Annotated in this window: 12 protein-coding genes and 2 tRNA genes; 11 read left to right on the top strand and 3 right to left on the bottom strand. The window is 37.9% G+C overall.

Going from position 1 to position 21,091, the window contains the following annotated elements; genetic code table 11:
• Window position 1: 1 nt before the first annotated feature.
• From sov to feoB, 8 genes are all read left to right on the top strand, one after another.
• Complete coding sequence (sov, locus tag ACZZZK_RS14790) at window positions 2-7,198, top strand: T9SS outer membrane translocon Sov/SprA (RefSeq protein WP_463484810.1); 7,197 nt, start codon at window positions 2-4, stop codon at window positions 7,196-7,198.
• Window positions 7,199-7,441: 243 nt separating this feature from the next.
• The gene (locus ACZZZK_RS14785; protein ID WP_463484809.1) at window positions 7,442-7,672 is read left to right on the top strand and encodes a response regulator transcription factor; all 231 of its coding nucleotides are present in this window, start codon (window positions 7,442-7,444) and stop codon (window positions 7,670-7,672) included.
• A gap of 328 nt (window positions 7,673-8,000) precedes the next feature.
• A complete protein-coding gene (gcvH, locus tag ACZZZK_RS14780) occupies window positions 8,001-8,381 on the top strand; it encodes a glycine cleavage system protein GcvH (protein ID WP_463484808.1) in 381 nt (126 codons plus the stop codon).
• 11 nt (window positions 8,382-8,392) lie between these two features.
• The gene (locus ACZZZK_RS14775) at window positions 8,393-8,791 is read left to right on the top strand and encodes a VanZ family protein (RefSeq protein ID WP_463484807.1); all 399 of its coding nucleotides are present in this window, start codon (window positions 8,393-8,395) and stop codon (window positions 8,789-8,791) included.
• Between the two features lie 253 nt (window positions 8,792-9,044).
• On the top strand, window positions 9,045-11,861 hold the full coding sequence (locus tag ACZZZK_RS14770) for an outer membrane beta-barrel family protein (protein ID WP_463484806.1): 2,817 nt from the start codon (window positions 9,045-9,047) through the stop codon (window positions 11,859-11,861).
• A gap of 162 nt (window positions 11,862-12,023) precedes the next feature.
• Window positions 12,024-14,792 carry an outer membrane beta-barrel protein gene (locus ACZZZK_RS14765; RefSeq protein ID WP_463484805.1) on the top strand — a complete coding sequence of 923 codons (2,769 nt, stop codon included), beginning with the start codon at window positions 12,024-12,026 and terminating at the stop codon, window positions 14,790-14,792.
• A gap of 174 nt (window positions 14,793-14,966) precedes the next feature.
• Entirely contained in the window at window positions 14,967-15,182 is a 216-nt protein-coding gene (locus ACZZZK_RS14760; protein WP_010600239.1) for a FeoA family protein, read from the top strand.
• A gap of 10 nt (window positions 15,183-15,192) precedes the next feature.
• Window positions 15,193-17,301 (top strand): ferrous iron transport protein B, encoded by a 2,109-nt coding sequence (gene feoB, locus ACZZZK_RS14755; protein ID WP_463484804.1) that lies wholly within the window; start codon window positions 15,193-15,195, stop codon window positions 17,299-17,301.
• Window positions 17,302-17,570: 269 nt separating this feature from the next.
• On the opposite strand, the gene ACZZZK_RS14750 is transcribed toward feoB, so the two are convergent.
• Window positions 17,571-18,047 (bottom strand): Lrp/AsnC ligand binding domain-containing protein, encoded by a 477-nt coding sequence (locus tag ACZZZK_RS14750; protein ID WP_463484803.1) that lies wholly within the window; start codon window positions 18,045-18,047, stop codon window positions 17,571-17,573.
• Window positions 18,048-18,203: 156 nt separating this feature from the next.
• On the opposite strand from ACZZZK_RS14750, the gene ACZZZK_RS14745 reads away from it, so the two are divergent.
• The 3 genes from ACZZZK_RS14745 to ACZZZK_RS14735 all read left to right on the top strand — a co-directional run bounded on the left by ACZZZK_RS14745 (window position 18,204) and on the right by ACZZZK_RS14735 (window position 19,744).
• A tRNA-Asp gene (locus ACZZZK_RS14745) sits at window positions 18,204-18,313 on the top strand.
• Window positions 18,314-18,382: 69 nt separating this feature from the next.
• Window positions 18,383-18,526: transfer RNA gene (locus ACZZZK_RS14740), tRNA-Asp, on the top strand.
• A gap of 177 nt (window positions 18,527-18,703) precedes the next feature.
• Window positions 18,704-19,744, top strand: coding sequence for a LacI family DNA-binding transcriptional regulator (locus tag ACZZZK_RS14735; protein ID WP_463484802.1), 1,041 nt, complete (start codon window positions 18,704-18,706; stop codon window positions 19,742-19,744).
• A gap of 42 nt (window positions 19,745-19,786) precedes the next feature.
• Here ACZZZK_RS14735 and frr read toward each other — a convergent pair whose 3' ends face one another.
• Window positions 19,787-20,350 (bottom strand): ribosome recycling factor, encoded by a 564-nt coding sequence (gene frr / locus ACZZZK_RS14730; protein ID WP_463484801.1) that lies wholly within the window; start codon window positions 20,348-20,350, stop codon window positions 19,787-19,789.
• 36 nt (window positions 20,351-20,386) lie between these two features.
• Window positions 20,387-21,091, bottom strand: coding sequence for a UMP kinase (gene pyrH, locus ACZZZK_RS14725; RefSeq protein ID WP_265799678.1), 705 nt, complete (start codon window positions 21,089-21,091; stop codon window positions 20,387-20,389).

Below are 21,091 nucleotides of genomic sequence, written 5' to 3'. Positions count from 1 at the left end.
TTTGAAGAGAATTTCTACACTCCTATTTCTCATCCCACTTTTCTTATTTGCTACTAAAAACGCCTTCTCTCAAGCTGTTCCGAGCAAAGCTGATACAGCTACGCTTAAAAATAACTTTGGCTTACGCGAAAAACAACTCCTTGGTTTAGGTTCATCAACCAATCCTTTTTATCCATTACCCAATAATGTTAAAAGGCTTGTAGAGTACGATGCAAAAAACAAAAGATACATTGTTAAAGAGCTAATTGGCGACAAATACGTTACGCAAACGCAGTACTTAACGATTGATGAATACTCACGTTTAGTAAATAGCGAAATTAAAAGGGGTAACTGGAGAAGTATTTCCAATGCAGAGGTTAGCGATTACCGCAATACAGGCATCATTCCGAAAATTCAGGTGAATAGTAAAGCCTTCGAAAAACTTTTCGGTGGAACTACAATTGATATTCAACCTCGTGGTGAAGCAGAATTAACTTTCCTCGGTCGGATAAATAAAAACGAAAATCCGCTTTTTAACGAACGTCAGCGGGTACAAACCAATTTTGATTTTAACCAAAGAATTCAAATGGATTTGGTTGGAAACATTGGTACTAAACTTAAAATAAGAAGCAATTACAATACTGAGGCCCAATTCGATTTCGAAAACCAGATTAAACTGGATTATACGGGCGGTGCCGATGATATCATCAAAAAAATCGAAGCTGGTAATGTGAGTTTGCCATTAAATACCTCATTAATTACAGGTACGCAAGCACTTTTTGGTCTAAAAACGCAATTACAATTTGGTAAACTCAGCGTAACAAGTGTTTACACACAACAAAAATCAGAATCAAGGGAGCTTCGCATTACAAATGGTGCGCAACAAAATGAATTTCGGGTAAGTGCAGATAGTTACGAAGCGAATAAACACTTCTTTTTAGCGCAGTATTTCCGCAATAATTACAACAAACATTTAGCAAACGCACCCATTATCACTTCTCCTATTCAAATTACTAAAATAGAGGTTTGGATTACTAATAAAGCGGGATCAACAACCGATTCGAGAGATGTTTTGGGTTTATTGGATTTGGGCGAAAACCAACCTTATAACAATACTTTGCTTACCGGTGGAACTTCCGGTTTACCTGCCGGGTCTACCGCAACAGGTTTCCCACAGCAATCAAACAACTTAGTTGCTCAATTAAATACTTTTCAGGGTGGGGCGGCCAGATTTACAAATTCTAATGCCGTTATTTCATTCTTTCAATCTACCGGTGTTACTGATAACTTTGCTAAACTTACTTACGCCAGAAAATTAACTGAACGGGAGTTTACTTTCCAGCCTCAATTGGGTTACATCTCGCTAAATAACCCCCTAAACGGAGATGAAGTTTTAGCGGTTGCCTATCGTTATACCTACAATGGTGTTGAATATCAAGTGGGTGAATTTTCTACCGATGTAAGTTTCGATGCAGCGAATCCTAAGGTGCTTTACGCAAAATTGCTAAAGAACGATATCAACAAAATCAATTTGCCAACCTGGGATTTGATGATGAAAAACATCTATTCCATTGGTGGATACCAGATTAGTCCGGTTAATTTTAAACTGGATATTTTTAGGATTGATAACGAAACTGGTGTAGAAAAACCCATCATGACTGAAGGGCAAAATACTGCTAATAAACAGTGGATTGCCTTAACAGAGTTCGATAGATTAAATCAACAGAACGAACGAAAACCTGATGGGATTTTCGATTTCGTGGCCTCCAATAATGCATTTGGCTCGTACTTTTCATCAAGCAGCCAAAACCTAAACAGTCCTTTTGGATCAAACCTTTCGAGCACAGGTTTAGCCGTTTTAGCCAACAACACCAATACCGGTTATATTACTATCGATCCGGCAAATGGTAGAATTATTTTCCCTTTAATAGAACCTTTTGGAAAGGATTTAGCTTCGAAGTTTCTGCCAAGCGAGCAAGCGTTAATTGATAAATATACGTTTACGGCACTTTACGACTCAACGCAAACCATAGCCAAGCAGCTTTTTCAAAATCAAAATCGTTATGTTTTAAAAGGTAATTACCAATCAGAAATTTCATCGGAGTTTAGCTTAAATGCAATCAATGTTCCCGAAGGTTCGGTAAAGGTTTTTGCTGGTACAATGCCTTTAACTGAAGGGGTAGATTTTACTGTTGATTATCAGGGTGGAAGAGTAAGTATCATTAATCAAGCTTTGCTTACTTCTGGCCAGCCAATAAGAATTACAACCGAAAACAACGAATTATTTGGGCTTCAACAACGGTCGCTTTTTGGAACGCGTTTAGATTATCGTGTAAATAACAAGCTGAATTTGGGTGGTACGATCATGAACCTGACCGAAAAGCCACTTACGCAAAAAGTAAATTTAGGCGAAGAACCTATTTCCAACACCATTTGGGGTGCAGATATTAATTACAGTTCACCATCAAGATTTTTGACCAAGCTCGTAGACAAACTGCCGTTTTTATCTACTAAAGCACCATCAAGTGTTAATTTTTATGGGGAGTATGCTCAACTTATTCCTGGCCACCCAAGGGCCTTAAACTTTGCTGGTAGTAGAAATGGGGTAAGTTACCTGGACGATTTCGAAGCATCACGATCAATTATAGATTTGAAAAGCGCTATCTCCTGGCAGCTTTCAGGAACGCCACAAGATTTCGCTGAATCGCAATTGGTTGATAATTTGGAATATGGATACAACAGAGCGAGAATCGCTTTTTATAATATCGATCCTACGTTTTATAATTCTGCAGCATCTACCACGCCAGCAAACATTCGGAATAACAGAAACGAACTTTCTAATCACTACGTAAGGGAAGTAATTGAGCAGGAAGTGTTCCCATTCAAAGAAACCGCAACCGGGCAGGCTTTGAACATCACTACTTTGGATGTGGCTTATTATCCAACCGTTCGTGGTCCTTACAACTATGTTACTACCGGCTTTCAGCCCGACGGAAGGTTTATTGCTCCAAGAACCAAATGGGGTGGTTTCCAACGTAAAATCGAAACCAATGATTTTGAAGCCTTAAACGTAGGTTTTATCGAATTTTGGGTGCTTGATCCATTCATTTATAACAAATCAAATACCGCAGGTGGCGATCTTTTTTTCAATCTTGGTAATATTTCAGAAGATATTTTAAAAGACGGACGGAAATCATTGGAAAATGGTTTGCCCGCAGGCGAAGACCCATCTAAATATGATGTAACCAATTGGGGAAGAGTACCCAAATTACAACCGGTAATCCAGGCTTTCGATAACGATCCAGATGCCAGAAGGGCGCAAGATGTGGGTTTAGATGGTTTATCAGATGCGAATGAAAAAACAAAGTTTGCCACAGCCATCAATCAAATCAAAGCACAATTAAATGGCACCGCAGCAGCACTTATCGATGCCGATCCATCATCAGATAACTATACCTATTTCAGAGGTCCGCAATTGGACGCCATTAATGCTGGCATTTTGAAGCGTTACGAGAAATATAATGGTCCAGAAGGAAACTCAAAAACTTCACAACAATCTCAGGAAGAACTCGGCATCGAAAATTCTGCATCAACAGCATTGCCTGATGGTGAAGATATCAATCGCGACAACAACATGACGCAGAGCGATGAGTACTTTCAATACAAAGTTTCTATGCGCCAGAACGATTTAGTGGTAGGCCAGAATTTTGTTACGGATAAAGTGACCTCGCAGGTTAAGCTGGCAAACGGAAATACGCAGGCTGCAACCTGGTACCAATTCCGTGTGCCAATCTCCCAATATCAAAAGAAAGTAGGTAACATTCAGGATTTCAAATCCATTCGTTTTTTCAGAATGTTTATGACCAACTTTGCTGATACGACCATTTTACGTTTCGCCAAATTGCAGCTAATTCGTGGTGAATGGAGAGAATTCAATGCCAAAAATGAAGCCGACGAAGTGATTGTTGATCCATCGCTACCGGCTTTAACTCCAGATAATTCTACCATCGAGGTTTCTACGGTAAACATTGAAGAAAACGGTAAACGTTCTCCAATCCCTTATGTTACTCCTCCAGGCATTTTGCGTGAGCGTGATTACTCTAACTACAGGGGCGATACCCGTTTAAATGAACAATCGCTTTCTGTAACGGTAAAAAACCTACGTGATGGTTACGGGCGCTCGGCCTTTAAAACTGCTTACAGCGACTTCAGATCGTATAAGCGTTTAGAAATGTTTGTCCATGCTGAGGCGGTAAATAATCAGATATTAAATGATAGAGATGTTGCGGCGTTTTTAAGAATCGGTACCGACAATCAGGATAACTACTACGAATATGTGATGCCATTGAAGATTACGCAGCCAGGCACAAGCGATCCAGATGCGATATGGCCAGAAGCCAACCGGATGGATATTGATTTAACCTTATTCCAAAATGCCAAACTTGCCCGTAACGTGGCAAAACAAAGCAGCGGACAGCCATGGCCAATTAACGTTCCCTTCACTTACACTGATGGCGACAGAACCATTGTAGTTAAGGGCCAGCCAGATATGAGTAAAGTAAGGGTTTACATGTTGGGTGTTAAAAATCCGTTACGTGGTTTAGCCAATGCAGAAGCTGATGACGGTTTGGATAAAAATGCTTTGATTTGGTTTAATGAGATGCGTTTAACGGAATTTGATGAACGCGGTGGTTGGGCAGCAACGGCAAGGTTGAACCTAAAACTCGCAGATTTTGCCGATGTTAATATTTCTGGAAGTAAATCGACCATTGGTTTCGGAACCATTGATTCGAAAGTGAGCGAACGTAACCGGGCAGATAATGTGCTGTTGGATGTATCATCGGCGGTTGAATTAGGTAAATTTTTGCCGCAAAAATCAGGCGTCAAAATTCCGATGTTTGTAAACTATTCGAAACAGGTTTCTACGCCGCAGTTTAATCCGCGTACACCAGATATCGAATTAAAAAATGCACTCGATCAATCTACAAAAGCGCAAAAAGATTCTATTTTAAACTTCTCGCAGGATTATACCATTCGTAGAGGAATTAACTTTACCAATGTGCGTAAAGAACGCACTAACAATAGTAAACCGGTTCGCCTTTGGGATATTGAAAACTTTGCAGTGAGTTATGCTTTCACTGAATATAATCACCGCGATTTTATCAATCAAAGTAGTATTCAGAATACCTACAGAGGCTCGCTTCAATATAGCTATGCCAAAGAAGCGAAAACTTATGCTCCTTTCGAAAAGATTATTAAATCGAATATGTTGGCGCTGGTTCGCGATTTTAATTTCAGCATTTTCCCTAGTGCCATTAATTTTAGAATAGATGTTGACCGTTTATATTCAGAAAATACCTTAAGGAATAACGACCCTAACAATTCCATCCCTATTTACCAGAATGGGTTTGGAACTACTTTCAACAAGAACTTTAGAATGAGCAGAATTTATGGCATTGCCTGGAATTTAACCCGCTCATTACAGCTTGATTTTAATGCCACCAACTACTCCATCATCGATGAACCAGATGGAAGGTTAGAAGGTTTAAAACGCGATACCGTTTGGCAAAACTTAAAACGATTAGGCCGTACAACTGATTATAATCACAACTTAAATGTAACTTACAACCTGCCAATTGATAAAATTCCAGGCATGAATTGGGTAACGGTTAAAACACGTTACGGAACCAACTTTAACTGGCAAACCGAACCTTTATCTACCCTTTTAGATCCAAATATCAATTTAGGAAACACTATCCAAAACAGCAGAAATCTTCAGGTTAACCCAAGCTTGAATTTGGTTACGCTTTACAACAAATTTGGGTTCATCAGAAATGCAGGGAATAATCAAGATGGCGCAAAAGTTAAAAACTTCTTCATTAATTTATTAACCAGTGTTAAAAATTTAAATGCCAATTACGTTCAAACCAAAGGAATATTTTTGCCAGGTTACTTACCAACTACAAAGTATTTTGGAATTGACAACGCAACGGGCGCTCCTGGTTTAGGATTTGCTTTTGGTAGTCAACGCGATATTCGTGATATGGCCTTAAACAACGGGTGGTTAACAACCGATACTTTGCAGACGCAATTATATGTAAATACATTAAGAGAAGATTTGCAGTTTACTGGCCAGATAGAACCTTTTAAAGATTTGCGCATTACATTAAGAGCAAATAAAGCACAAACCCGAAATTTTTCTACCAATTTTAGGTACGAGGCCAGCGTAGGTTCATTTGAGAATTTGAGTGCCATCACCACCGGTGATTATAGCATTTCATACATCGCCTTGGGAACAGCGTTTAAAGAAAAAAACTCGAGTATCATCTCTACTTTGTTTAACCAGTTTATGGCAAACCGAATTATTGTTTCGAGGAGGCTGGGTGCACAAAATCCAAATTCTGGAGGACAAACGGCTGGTTATGCAGACGGTTATAGTAAGGAAAGTCAGGATGTAATTATTTCGGCTTTTATGGCAGCATATACCGGAAAAGATCCTGGTAAAATGAAGCTCAATGCTTTCCCTCGTATTCCGCTGCCAAACTGGACCTTAACTTATAATGGTTTAACCAGGATCCCTTTCATTGCCGATAAATTTTCTTCTGTAGATATTCGTCATGGTTATCGTTCAGCCTATAATATCAATGGTTTTAATTCCTTGTTGAGGTATGAAGAAAGTAATGGTTTCTCTGTAAATAGAGATGCAAATAATAATTTCTTGCCAGAATATCAGTTTGCTCAAGTTACCATTTCTGAATATTTTTCTCCATTGATTGGTGTAGATACAAGATTTAAAAATAACCTAACCGCAACTTTCGAGTTGAACAGATCGAGGTTGTTAGGCTTAAGTTTGGCTAATAGTCAATTGGCTCAGCTTTCTGAAAACAATATGGTTTTAGGTTTGGGTTACCGGACCAACAAATTCCGTTTTCCATTTGGATGGTTTAAAAGCCTAAAACTGGATAACAATATGGATTTTAAATTGGACGTAGCCATTCGTGATAATAAAACGGTTATTTATCGTGCCGATGTAACTGAGGCTGAAATTTCATCTGGAGCGAAGAACATTACTTTAAGACCTAGTGTTGATTACGTTTTGAATCAAAAATTCAACATCAAATTATTTTACGATTCAAACATTACAAAACCTTATACTTCGCAAACGTTTAATACTGCTTTTAGCAATTTCGGTTTCAGTTTGAGATTTACATTGAATTAGAAGAAATCATTCTAGTGATTAGGGATGAAATTTCAAAAATAAATAGCAGTACCTATTGAAAAAATCTTCGATATAAAGGAATGGAGCTATATAACTTTATGGCTACCATTACTTTTCAAAATGCCTTCAGACTCTGTACCAGCTAATTAATCTGTTATACGCAACAATCATAAATCTTAGAATTTGTAGTTGTAATTAGTCGAAACAAAACAATCTGGCTAAATTCTTGTTCATTTCATTCAAATGGAAAACAATAATATAGCTATCCCTAAAATTATGGGACTGGATGAGCAGGAAATTAAAGCACTTGAATTGATAGCAGAAGGTTTGACCTATAGTGAAATTAGCCAAAAACTCAACTTAAATGAGAATAAAATTGAATCTATAAGGAAAAACCTGATGGTTAAAACCAAAACAAAGAACAGCGCTTCATTAGTGTCGTTTGCTTATAAGTACGGCTTGCTTAAGATATAATAAAAGCCTCTCAACTTTTTGAAAAGGCTTTTAAAATATTTGGTTAGAAAAAACGCTCTGCTATAAGCATAGCAAAGCGTTACTATTTAATCTATCGTCCCGAATAAATTAACATTACAAACTTATCGAGTTTCGTTTATTCGCTAAATAGCCTTTTTGGGCCATTAACATTTTATTTTTTATCCATATGCCAGGCACATCTTTCCCTAGCAAGCTATAAGTCCAACCTTAGGCGATGCTAACTGATAACCTGGTAAAATTCTTTACCACAATAACATTTCAACATTCCAACATATTAGCTAACTTTGGCAAAACTAATTTATAAGAAATGAATTTTCCATCAGAATTAAAATACACTAAAGACCACGAGTGGGTTAAGGTTGAAGGCAATGAAGCATTTATCGGCATTACTGATTTCGCACAACGCGAATTAGGCGATATCGTTTATGTTGACATCAACAGCGTAGGCTCTGAAGTAACTAAAGAAGAAGTTTTCGGTACAGTTGAAGCAGTAAAAACAGTTTCAGATTTATATATGCCGGTAACAGGTACTGTTTTAGAGATCAATTCAGAATTAAATGATAATCCAGAGTTGGTTAATAGCGACCCTTATGGTAAAGGTTGGATGGTTAAAGTTTCATTATCTGATTTAGCTGAAGTAGAAGAATTATTAACTGCAGAAGCTTATCAAGCTTTAGTAGGCGCTTAATTTATCATATTTTGTACGAAGCACTGAAACGACAAAAATGGGCCATCTTCTGGACAATTGTTGTCTTGGTGCTTTGTAATATTAAATTACCCGATTCGGAAGGAAATGGATTTTTCTTCAAAGGTTTTGATAAAATGGCCCACCTGGGCTTTTTCTTTATACTTTCTGTTTTATTATTCTATGGGAAGATAAAATATCAAAATAATTATGGTTTTAGAACGTTAACCATTTTTAAAATCATTTTGATTAATGCCATTATCGGCGGTACCATCGAAATATTACAGTGGAAAGTATTCACCTATCGCTCGGCAGAATGGTGGGATTTTGGCTGCGATATGTTGGGCGCTTTGATGGCCGTATTCAGTTACATATTACTTCACAAATTAAATCTTAATGAAAAAAATACTTAGTTTACTCATCGTTGGTGCATGCTTAAGCTTAAGTGGCTGCAGTATTTTTAAAAAAGGTTGTAACTGTCCAAAAGTTTATTATAAACCTTATCCTTCTCAAATTAGATAAATTCTATCGCTCGATTATCTCTTACGGCTACATCCCACCTGCTGTATTTAAAATGTTACCAAGCATTTAACACATCTTAACCAAACCTTTTAAACTTCGCTTAGTCTGATAGCTTAGTTTTGTATTAATATCTAATTTTTTCTAATGAAAAAGAACGTTCAAAGAGCAGTTTTTATTGTTCTTATTTTTTGCGGTTACTTCGCTCAAGCTCAAAATACCGGCGCTATTACTGGCAAAGTAGTCAGTGCTAAAGATAAAAAACCAGTTGATTACGCAACCATTGCGGTAAGAAGTTTAAAAGATTCGGCAGTTGTGGCTTCTGGCCAAAGCGATCCTGATGGAACGTTTAGCTTTAAAGCTATAGCCCCAGGAAAATACCGCATTTACGCAGCCTTTTTAGGGTTAAAAACGGCCACCAAAGATATTGAAGTGGCCAAGACCACTGTTAATGCCGGCGAAATTGCCATGACCGATGATGGACTTGACTTAAAGGATGTAAATGTTACGGCAAGTATTCCTGTGGTTGTTAAAACCGACACATTAGAATTTGATGCCAAATCAATTAAAGTGAGAGAAAATGCCGTGGTGGAAGATGTTTTAAAGAAACTCCCTGGTGTAGAAGTGGCAAAAGATGGAAGTATTAAAGCACAAGGTGAAACCGTTACGAAGGTTAAAGTAGATGGCAAGGAATTTTTCGGAAGTGATCCGCTTTTGGCTACAAAAAACCTTCCTGCAGATATGGTTGATAAAATTCAAGTGATTGATGAAATGTCTGAACAGTCGCAATTTTCTGGCGTTGATGATGGTACCCGAAGCAAGATCTTGAACATTACTACCAAAGCTGGAATGAAAAAAGGCTATTTTGGCAATAGCAGCATCGGTTATGGAACCAACGAAAGATATGATGCCAATATTAACGTAAACAAATTTGATAACGACCAACAATTCAGCGTAATTGGACAATTTAACAATGTAAACAAACAAAGCTTTGGCCAGGGTAACGGTGTTGGAAATGGTTTTGGCGGCGGTGGCCGTGGCAACTTTGGTGGTGGCGGTAGTGGCGCCGGTAGCGGAGGTATTACCAATACCAATGCTGGCGGTTTAAACTTTGCCGATACCTATAAAGACGGAACTCAAATTCAAGGTAGTTACTTTTTTAACCGATCGGATGTATCCAACCAGCAAACCAGTTTTACCCAAAACTTATTGGGAAACTCGATTACCACCGTTAACAATACCGCAGATAACAATACAGATCGAATCAATCATAGGTTTAATTTTATGATTGATACCAAGCTGGATTCATCAACAACAATTAAGATTCAGCCAAATGTTTCATTTACAGAATCTGATGCAACGAACTTAAGTACTTACAACAGAAATTTAATCGCTACTTCAACTACTGGAGATCAGCGCTATATTAGCAATTCAACCACGCCAAACATTGCTAATAATTTATTGATTCGTAAGAAGTTCAAAAGACGTGGCAGAACGATATCATTAAACGTAAATACCAGCATCAATAACAATGATGCAGATACTTACAATTATATCTCTGAAAGTAACACGGTGAATAATGTTACTACTCCATCACTTATTGATCAGTTGAATAAAGTAAATAGCAATTCGATTAATAACACGGCAAGAGTAGTTTACACCGAACCGCTTTCTAAAACAACAAGCCTGGAGCTAAATTACCAAAATGGCTATGCTCATGATAATCAAGGCAGACAAGTTCTGGATTTTAACTCAGCAAGCGGGCAGTATGATTTAGTTAATTTAGATTATACCAACATTTACGAAAACCAGACTTTAACAAATGCTGCAGGTGTAAGTTACACCACGAACGAGAAAAAATACAATTGGAATATCGGCTTAGCTGCTCAAAAAACCAACCGGGTAAATACCAATGTGACCACTGGTATGGTTAGAACTCAAAACTTTATCAATTTAACTCCTTCAGCTAACTTCAGATACAACTTTAGTAATGCCAGAAGATTAAATATACGATACAGAGGAAACACACAACAGCCAAGCATTAATCAAATTCAACCAATTCCTGATAATACCAATACGCAAAGTGTATTTGTGGGTAACCCTTTATTGAAACCAGCTTTTAATAATAATTTAACCATTAATTACAATAATTTCGACTTTGCAAAGAGCAGGATGTTTTTCGCGTTCATCAATTTAAGCCAAACATTCAACGCTATTGGAAACAGTAGTCAATTGGTTACAGACCAAAGTGATGTGGACTTTGGTAAAATCAGAACTACCTATGTAAATGTTGATGGTGTTTACTCTGGTACTGGAAGCGTAAATGTGGGTTTACCACTTCTCCCTGAACGTAAATTAAATTTAAATGCATCGTTAAATGCAAATTACAACCGAAACGTAAACTTTACTACAGCCAATAACAACCCTGCAGATTTAGTAAGAAATATTACCAATACTTACGCATTAACAAATCGCTACAGTTTGGTAACCAATTTTGATAAGTTCGATTTAACCGGAGGTATTTCTGGAACATACAACAGGGCCACGTATTCCGCTAATCCTGGTCAAACCACAAACTTTTATACGCTAAACCCAAGTTTCGATATTAGTTATGTATTCCCTGGAAATATCCGTTTAGCCATTGATTTGGATTATATTAAAAACACTGGCCGTGGCGAAGGTTATAACACCGAATTTACTTTGGTAAACTCTTACATCAGCCGTCAGTTCTTTAAAAATAGAGGGACATTTAAAGTTGCAGTAAATGATGCTTTTAACCAGAATCAAGGGATTAGCAGAACAGCTACCAACAATACCATTACCGATTTAAATTATAATGTTTTAAAGAGATACTTTATGTTCTCGTTTACTTACTCATTAACCCGCATCGGCGGAAGAAATATGAGTGGCGATATGCAGATGCCAAATCAAGGCGGAGGCGGCGGTCAGCGAATGAGAATGTAAGCTCAAAAAATTATTTAAAGTCTCGGTTTAGTAGCCGAGACTTTTTTTTAGTTCCAATTTATAACTGTTAAATCAACAGTTATGTATTTCAATTGTTACTTAAATCAAATAAACCTTTAATATCGTTGTTAGTCTCTATTTTTAAACCAGGAAACTAACCGAATGAAACAACTCTTTACCCTAATTTGTATTTTATTTTCATGCTATGCCTTTGCCCAAAACAATGGTTCTGTAAGTGGGCGTGTACTTCAATCAAAAGATAAAAAACCTATAGATTATGCATCTTTAGCCGTTAAAAATCTGTCAGACTCGAGCATGGTTGGTGCGGTGAGTACTACTGAAGATGGAAAATTTATTTTGAAGGGCCTTAAACCCGGCGACTACCGGATATATGCAGCCTTTCTGGGCTTGAAAAACACGACAAAAGATTTCGCGATTACAGCTGACAAACCGAATGCTGATGTTGGAGATATTATACTAGAAGGCGGGGCGATTGATCTTCAAACCGTTGAGATTAAGGCGGAGGTTCCACCGATTGTGGTAAAAAAGGATACGCTGGAATTTAATGCAAGCTCATTTAAAGTAGTGGAAAATGCAGTGGTAGAAGATTTACTAAAAAAGCTTCCAGGTGTTGAAGTAGACAAGGCAGGAACCGTAAAAGCTCAAGGTGAAACCATTACTAAAGTACGGGTAGATGGAAAAGAATTTTTTGGCAACGATCCACTATTGGCCACTAAAAACTTACCCGCCGATATGATTGATAAAATTCAGATTATCGATGAACTTTCTGATCAGGCTCAATTTACAGGAATTGACGATGGCACACGAACCAAGATCATTAACATCACCACTCGAAAAGACAAGAAAAACGGTTACTTCGGAAATACCACAGCTGGTTATGGCTCAGACGATCGATATGATATCAATGCCAATATCAACCATTTTGATCAGGATAGAAAGCTAAGCGTAATTGCTCAATTCAATAACGTAAATAAACAAAACTTCGGTGGCGGCTTAGGCGGTGGAAATGGCGGGAATAATGGAGGCAGAGGTGACATAACCGATACAAAAGCTGCAGGTTTTAATTATAATGATACTTATTCCGATCAAACAGAAGTAAGCGTTAACTACTTCGTTAATAAATCTGAAAATCTAATCCTGAGGAATAGTGTTACCCAAAACTTTCTAGGTGATGTGACCACAATATTTAATAACAATCAAACGAATAATTCAGAGCGATTGAACCACCGTTTGGGTTTCATGGTTGATACCAAAATCGACTCACTTACTTCATTAAGGATCCAACCTAACATCAGTTATACCAATAACGAATCCCTAAATTTTAGTGAATATACCCGGGATTACAATACTTACCGCATTAATGGGTCGCAAACATTAACCAACCACGGTACATCTCCTTCCATTAGTAATAACATTTTGCTAAGAAAAAAATTCATGCGTCGCGGCAGAACATTATCATTGAATTTAAATACCAACATTAACAACAACGACAGTGAAAATTACAATGATAATCCTGAGACGAGAATTGAAGGGACGGTAGCCACTCAAAAACGCACCAACCAGTTAAACGATCAGGAAAGTGAATCCATCAACCAAAATACGCGTTTGGTATATACCGAGCCATTGAGCAATACATTAAGTTTCGAGCTGAATTATCAAAACGGATATAACCACAACACATCCGATCGGTTTACATACAATTTCAATCCTGCAACACTACAATACGATTTGCTCGATCAAACTTTTAGTAATTCTTATGAGAACACTATTTTAACCAACACCGCGGGTTTCAGTATTAATAAATCAGCAAAAAAATACAATTGGAATGCGGGTATGGCAGTTCAAAATACCGATCGAACGAACAACAACATTACCCGTGGATTTATCCTAAAGCAGAATGTATTTAACTATACGCCATCGGCCATGTTTAGGTATAACTTTAGTAATAGCAAAAGATTGGTTTTCAATTATCGGGGCAGAACCAATCAGCCCACTATACAGCAATTGCAACCTATTCCCAACAATACCAACACTCAAAATATTCCAGTCGGTAACCCCGATTTAAGGCCTGAATTTGATAATACATTGAGAATTGCCTACAACACTTTCACCGTGGGCAAAAATAGATCGCTTTTTGTAAACATCAACCTTATCCAAACCTCAAATAAAATAGCCAACAGCAGTAGTTTAATTCAAAGTGGACCAGATCAAGGCAAGCTAGCCATTACGCCAGTAAACGTAAACGGCGTGTATGCAGGTAGCGTGTCTTCATCATTAAGCCTCCCTTTAATGAGCGAGAATAAACTTAACTTTCACATTAACGTTTCAGGTAACTACGATCGCGATGTAAACTTCACCAATTCATTAAGAAACATCACCAACAGCTGGTCTATCACCAACGGTTACCGCCTGGTTTCTAATTTGGATAAGCTTGATTTAACGGCTGGTGTTAATGGTTCAATCAATCGTGCTACCTATTCTGTTCAACCAAATTCGAACACCCGTTTCTATACCTTCAGTCCAAATGTAAGTGTAAGTTATCTTTTCCCTGGCGATATCCGCTGGTCTGTAGATGCCCATTATAATCAGAATACCGGTCGCGGAGAAGCCTTTGACACTCATTTCACTTTGGTAAATTCTTACATTAGCAAACAGTTTTTTAAAAACCGCGGTACTTTCAAGGCTGCTGTAAACGATTTGTTAAATGAAAATCAGGGGATAAGCAGAACGGCAAACAACAACACCATACAAGATGTAAGCTTTAATGTGCTTAAACGTTATTTCATGTTTTCATTTACTTACTCGCTTAATAGAATGGGTGGCAAAAATCGAATCAGAGGAAATGAAGGTGGCGAAGGACGCCGACGTGGAGGTGAAGGAGGTTTTGGCGGCGGCCGACAACGCAATTAATCATTATTTAGTAAAACAAGATTTTTAACAGCAATGTTAACAGTCGTTATTTGGAATAAATCTAAAGAAAGGGTAACTTGCGCCTCAATTCAGCACATGAATAACCTAAGAGTAAAGGGATGATAAAGATCAAGAACTCGAAGGCTACGAAATACGAGTAAACAAGATCATATAATGAAACTTTCCAATCTAAAAGTAGGCGAAAAGGGCACTATCATTTCATTTACAGATCTCGATTTATCTGTTAAATTAATGGAAATGGGTTGCTTGCCTGGCGAGGTGGTAGAAGTAGAACGTTTTGCTCCGCTCGGCGATCCGATGGCTATTCGAGTTGCTGGATATCAGTTATGTTTGCGCAAAAGCGAAGCTGATGTTATTATCATTCAATAAATAAGCTGGTTTGGATATTAAAGTTGCATTAGTTGGTAATCCCAATACAGGTAAATCTACACTCTTTAACCGTTTAACGGGGTTAAATCAAAAAATCGGAAACTTTCCAGGCATTACTGTTGATAAAAAAACAGGATTTATGAAAATGCTTGATGGTAAACAGGCCGAAATTATAGATTTGCCTGGAACCTATAGCTTATATCCGAAAAGCAGCGATGAAAGTATCGTATTTCAGGTACTAGCCGACAAAGAAAACAGTAGTCATCCAGATGTTATTGTACTTATCGCTGACTCCTCAAACCTAAAACGCAACATGCTGTTGTACTCGCAGGTAGCCGATTTGGGTATTCCAATAATCTTAGCTTTAAACATGATTGATCTTGCCGAAAAACAAGGCATCAGTATTGATTTAAACAAGCTTTCAGAAAAATTAGGCATCCAGGTAGTATCCATTTCTGCAAGGAATAATATTGGTATCGACCGGTTGAAACAAGCCATCGCCAATACCACTAAGATTGCCACACAATTTCAAGATGTTGATGTGAACAGTTTAGCGCCTGCCGCAATCAACGCCATAAAATCGAAATTGAATTCTGATAATGATTACTTTGCCTTGCAGGTGTTGCATCAACACGAATATTTAACTTTCTTCAGCCCTCAAGAACAAGAAGAAATTGAACATATAGAACAATCGCACCATTTCGAATCGTCGAAAATTCAGGCAGCAGAAACCGTTGTTCGCTACCAACATTTGAGTAAAATTCTATCAGATGTAGTAACGGATAGCGGCAGGGCGCAAAAATTCTCTTTTAGCGATAAACTCGATGCAGTTTTAACCCACAAAGTTTGGGGTTTTGCCATTTTTCTACTGATTCTCTTTGTAATCTTTAACGCCATATTTGCATGGTCGGCCTACCCGATGGATTGGATTGAAAGTGGTTTTGGTTTCATCACTGAACTTGGTCACAAATATCTACCAGCAGGCATGCTTACCGATTTAGTACTCGATGGAATTATTGCTGGTTTAGGTGGAATATTCGTATTCATACCTCAAATTGCTATTCTATTTGCCTTTATTTCCATTTTAGAAGATACAGGCTATATGGCTCGTGTTACTTTCATGATGGATAAAATCATGAGTAAAGTGGGTTTAAACGGTAAATCTGTTGTACCCATGATTGGTGGTTTGGCCTGCGCAGTGCCTTCCATTATGGCCGCCCGAAATATCGAAAACTGGAAAGACAGAATGATTACCATTATGGTTACGCCATTGGTAAGTTGCTCCGCAAGGTTACCAGTTTACATTCTAATTATCTCATTAATTATCCCTTCAGAGAATGTATTAGGCATCTTCAACATGCAGGGTTTAGCGCTAATGATCATGTATTTGGTGGGTATCATTGCAGCGGTATTGGTTGCCTGGGTAATGAAAATCATTATTAAAACGAAAGAGCGGTCTTACTTCATCATGGAACTGCCCATTTACCGAATGCCAAGGTGGAAAAACGTTTTCTATACCATGTATGAGAAGTCGAAAACCTTTGTAATCGAAGCCGGGAAAGTGATTATTGCTATTTCTATTATCCTTTGGGTAATGGCGACATTTGGCCCCGGAGATCGCTTCGAAAACATTGATAAAAAATACGAATCAGCATTAGCAGATACGACTAAAAACACAACCCATATTGAAACATTAATCGCAACAGAAAAGCTCGAAAATTCTTATGTGGGCATTCTTGGGCATTGGATCGAACCTGCCATTCGTCCACTCGGTTACGATTGGAAAATCGGTATTGGGCTAATCACATCGTTTGCCGCCCGCGAAGCTTTTGTAGGTACAATGGCTACCATTTATAGCGTTGACGGTGGAGATGAAGATACCTCTACTATCCGTGAGCGCATGGCCGCATCAAAAAACACACGAACCAACTTGCCTGTTTATACTTTTGCAACTGGCGTATCGCTGATGTTGTTTTACGCTTTCGCAATGCAATGCATGAGTACCGTGGCTATTGTTTACCGCGAAACAAAGGGCTGGAAATGGCCTATCATTCAGTTGGTTTACATGACAGCCATGGCCTACTTTGCTGCACTCCTTGCTTATCAGTTGTTAAAGTAGCTTAATTTTTTCTCGACTGTCACCCTGAGCGAAGCCGAAAGGCCTTCTTATAAATATGATCATTAAGATTTGGAGAGCAAATTCCTCCATCTATTTATGTTTGTTCCCGCTTTCCGTTTTACTTTTCCCGAAGAAATTCGGGATTCGTGTTCACTGCAATCGGATCTAACTAACATGCAATTGTACTTCAATTGCCCATTTAATCGCAATTAATATAGGATTTCGAATCCTGCGCATGAGACTTCAGACTAAAGACTCCCAACTCCACATTAGCCCAACTCGATCTGCCTTTTAATGCTTTCTTCCAAAGAAATTAGCGTTTCTGTCCGTTGAATTCCATTAACCGCCTGAATTTCTTCGTTAAGCACATGGCGTAAATGATTCGTATCCCTACAAATAATTTTCGCGAACATACTATAAGATCCAGTGGTATAATGTAATTCTACCACCTCTTTGATTTTACATAATTGAGCAACAGCATCTTTATATTGTATTCCCTTCTCCAGGTAAATTCCTAAAAAAGCACAAATATCGTAACCCGCTTTCTGCGGATCGATAATCAGATGAGACCCTTTTATAATGCCCATCTCCTGCAATTTCTTCATTCTAACGTGGATTGTACCCCCAGATACGATTAAATCCTTGGCAATTTCCGTATAAGGTTTCGTTGCATCTTGCATTAACTGTTTCAATATATCGATATCGAGGTTGTCAATTTCTAAATTGGAATTGTCTTTTTTAAGCATATTTTTGAATTATGATAAGCGAATTTACAAATATTTATCAATATTATAAAAATAAAATTAAATGTTTAAAATATTTGCAAGGTATTGAGAGTTCTTTTACATTTGTATCAAGCAATTAACAAAAAGGGAACGTTCTTTCACAATTGCTGAACATAATGTAGGGTGGTGAAACAGGCAGACACACCTCCTTGTCTCGGTGGCGGAGAATAATGGGAAAACCAGCAATGGCTAACCACTCCTTGAAGGTTCGATTCCTTCCCCTACAGCGACTTAGTCCAGTCCTTAGTCAGTAGTCTTTAGACTCAGTACTTTCGACTCCAGACTGATGACTAAAATGTTGGGTGGTGAAATTGGCAGACACGCCTCCTTGTCTCGGTGGTGGGGAATAATGGGACAAACGCAGTTTATTGGGTTGACCACAATTAATTTTTTGAACTGTAGCTAACTACCCCTTGAAGGTTCGACTCCTTCCCCAACAGCATTTTTTATGAATAATAAGTTAGTTAATCGAGCAATCCTGGATAGGTTGCTCTTTTTCTTTTTTAGACTGTTTAGGTCGAAGTCGTCTTTATACTTATCCGGTGCCGATATTAAAATTGAGTTAATATTCAAATATTTCCTATATTTCGATCTATTGAAAGTGTTATACCACATTGATGAAAAAGAAAATCCAAATAAAAGATATAGCAAACGAATTAAATATATCCATCACTACCGTTTCTTTCGTGATCAATGGCAAAGCTCAAGAAAAAAATATAAGTAAAGCTGTTACTAAAAAGGTCCTTGATTTAGTCGAAAAATGGGGCTACCAGCCCAATACCCTTGCAAAGAGCTTGCGTACCGGAAAAACAAATGTAATTGGTTTTCTTGTCGACGATATTTCTGAACCTTTCTTTTCCCGTATAGCGCATCATTTAGATCAGAAAGCCTCTGAAAACGGATACAAGATTCTTTTCAGCAGTACGCACAACAGTTATGAAAAGGCTATCGAATTACTCCAGATATTTCGCGACCGGCATGTAGATGGATATATTATGGCCTTGCCAGAGGGATTTGAAGCGGAAACTAAAAAACTAATAGAAACCAATACTCCTGTTGTACTTTTTGATCGCTATGTGCCAGAACTGCAAACCGATTATGTGGTGATAGATAATGCAGGGGCAACCTTTAACGCTACACAACACCTGATTAATAACGGCTACCAAAATATTGGCTTTGTAACACTCGAAACAGATTTACAACAAATGGTTGATCGGTTAGCGGGTTATGAAAAAGCCATGGAGGAACATAAGCTTCCTGCTATTATCAAAAAGGTGAAATATCAACGTTCCGAATTAACTTCGATCGAACAAATGACAGCATTTTTTTCTTCGGAAAAGCAGCTTGATGCAGTAATTTTCTCTGCTAATTACATTTGCCTTGATGGCTTGCGAACGCTGAAACAAATGGAAATCTCACCTGCTTTAAAACCTGCTTTGCTATCTTTTGATGATTTTGAGCTACTCGAATTTTATACGCCACCTATAACTGCAGTTGCCCAGCCTGTACAGGAAATTGCAGAAAACCTGATGAAAATATTGCTTTCAAAACTGGAGTCGAAAGAACAGGAATTAGCTTTTAAGCAGATTGTGTTATCCACCAAATTAATCGAACGGGAATCTACCCTTCCAAAAAACCAGCATAAAAAAAGGGAATAAGATAGAACTTATTCCCTTTTTATTATTCTAATGATTGACAACCTAAACGGTCATTACATCTTTTTCCTTTGCTTCTGCATGCTTATCAACTTTAATGATATAAGCATCAGTTAATTTTTGCACTTCGGCTTCACCTGTCTTTATCTCATCGTCAGATACACCTTCTCCTTTTAACTTTTGTATTTTGGTATTTGCATCTTTGCGAATGTTACGAACGGTTATGCGTCCACGTTCTGCCTCTTCCTTTACTTTTTTAACCAGGTCTTTTCTACGTTCCTCAGTTAATGGTGGTACAACTAAACGAATTACAATACCATCATTTTGGGGGTTGATACCGATGTTTGCTACCTGAATAGCTTTTTCTATTGGCACTAATAACGATTTTTCCCAAGGCTGAATCACAATCGTTCTGGCATCAGGAGTGTTAATGCTAGATACTTGAGACAAGGCTGTTGAAGCACCATAATAATCTACAAAAATACCATCAAGCATTCCTGCAGAAGCCTTACCAGCTCTAATTTTAGTTAATTCTGATTCGCAATGATCGATAGCCTTATCCATAGAAGACTGGGCATCCATTAATTGCAATTGTATGAGTTCGTTCATAATATGTGTATTTCTACAAAAATAATAATTTAAGCTTTATTTCACCAAAGTACCAATGGGTTCTCCATTAGCAATTTTCATGAAATTACCGTGTTTATTCATATCAAACACAATAATAGGAACCTGGTTTTCTTCACATAGAGTAAAGGCAGTCATATCCATTACATTTAACCCTTTTGCATATACTTCTTTAAACGATATTTCATCGTATTTAGTCGCTAAAGGATCTTTTTCAGGATCTGCAGTGTAAATTCCGTCAACTCGTGTTCCTTTTAGAACTGCGTCTGCTTTAATTTCAATTGCCCTTAACGCAGCAGCAGAATCAGTAGTGAAGTATGGATTTCCTGTTCCGGCTCCAAAAATAACCACCCTACCTTTTTCCAAGTGGCGCACCGCTCTACGGCGAATAAATGGCTCACAAATTTGTTCCATTTTAATTGCAGTAAGCAAACGCGTTTTGATGCCCACTTTCTCTAACGCATCTTGCAATGCCATAGAGTTAATTACTGTAGCCAGCATGCCCATATAATCTGCTTGGGCTCTGTCCATTCCGCTTTTTTCAGCACTTAAACCTCTAAAAATATTCCCACCTCCAATTACGATTGCAATTTCTAAACCTTTATCGTGTACTGCTTTTATGTCTTCAGCATATTGTTTAACACGCTCATTGTCAATACCGTATTGTTTTTCGCCCATTAGCGATTCGCCGCTGAGCTTTAGTAGGATGCGTTTGTACTTCAT

The organism is Pedobacter sp. AC163, assembly GCF_979258665.1.
The sequence above is the reverse complement of the archived record's forward strand: the minus strand, read 5'-3'. Positions and strand labels throughout refer to the sequence as shown.

What these genes read in the sequence shown, in the direction of transcription:
- ACZZZK_RS14785 (WP_463484809.1), top strand. Translation starts at nt 7,442, where the DNA reads ATGGAAAACAATAATATAGCTATCCCTAAAATTATGGGACTGGATGAG.
- gcvH (WP_463484808.1), top strand. Translation starts at nt 8,001, where the DNA reads ATGAATTTTCCATCAGAATTAAAATACACTAAAGACCACGAGTGGGTT.
- ACZZZK_RS14770 (WP_463484806.1), top strand. Translation starts at nt 9,045, where the DNA reads ATGAAAAAGAACGTTCAAAGAGCAGTTTTTATTGTTCTTATTTTTTGC.
- ACZZZK_RS14765 (WP_463484805.1), top strand. Translation starts at nt 12,024, where the DNA reads ATGAAACAACTCTTTACCCTAATTTGTATTTTATTTTCATGCTATGCC.
- ACZZZK_RS14760 (WP_010600239.1), top strand. Translation starts at nt 14,967, where the DNA reads ATGAAACTTTCCAATCTAAAAGTAGGCGAAAAGGGCACTATCATTTCA.
- ACZZZK_RS14750 (WP_463484803.1), bottom strand. Translation starts at nt 18,047, where the DNA reads ATGCTTAAAAAAGACAATTCCAATTTAGAAATTGACAACCTCGATATC.
- ACZZZK_RS14735 (WP_463484802.1), top strand. Translation starts at nt 18,704, where the DNA reads ATGAAAAAGAAAATCCAAATAAAAGATATAGCAAACGAATTAAATATA.
- frr (WP_463484801.1), bottom strand. Translation starts at nt 20,350, where the DNA reads ATGAACGAACTCATACAATTGCAATTAATGGATGCCCAGTCTTCTATG.
- pyrH (WP_265799678.1), bottom strand. Translation starts at nt 21,091, where the DNA reads ATGAAGTACAAACGCATCCTACTAAAGCTCAGCGGCGAATCGCTAATG.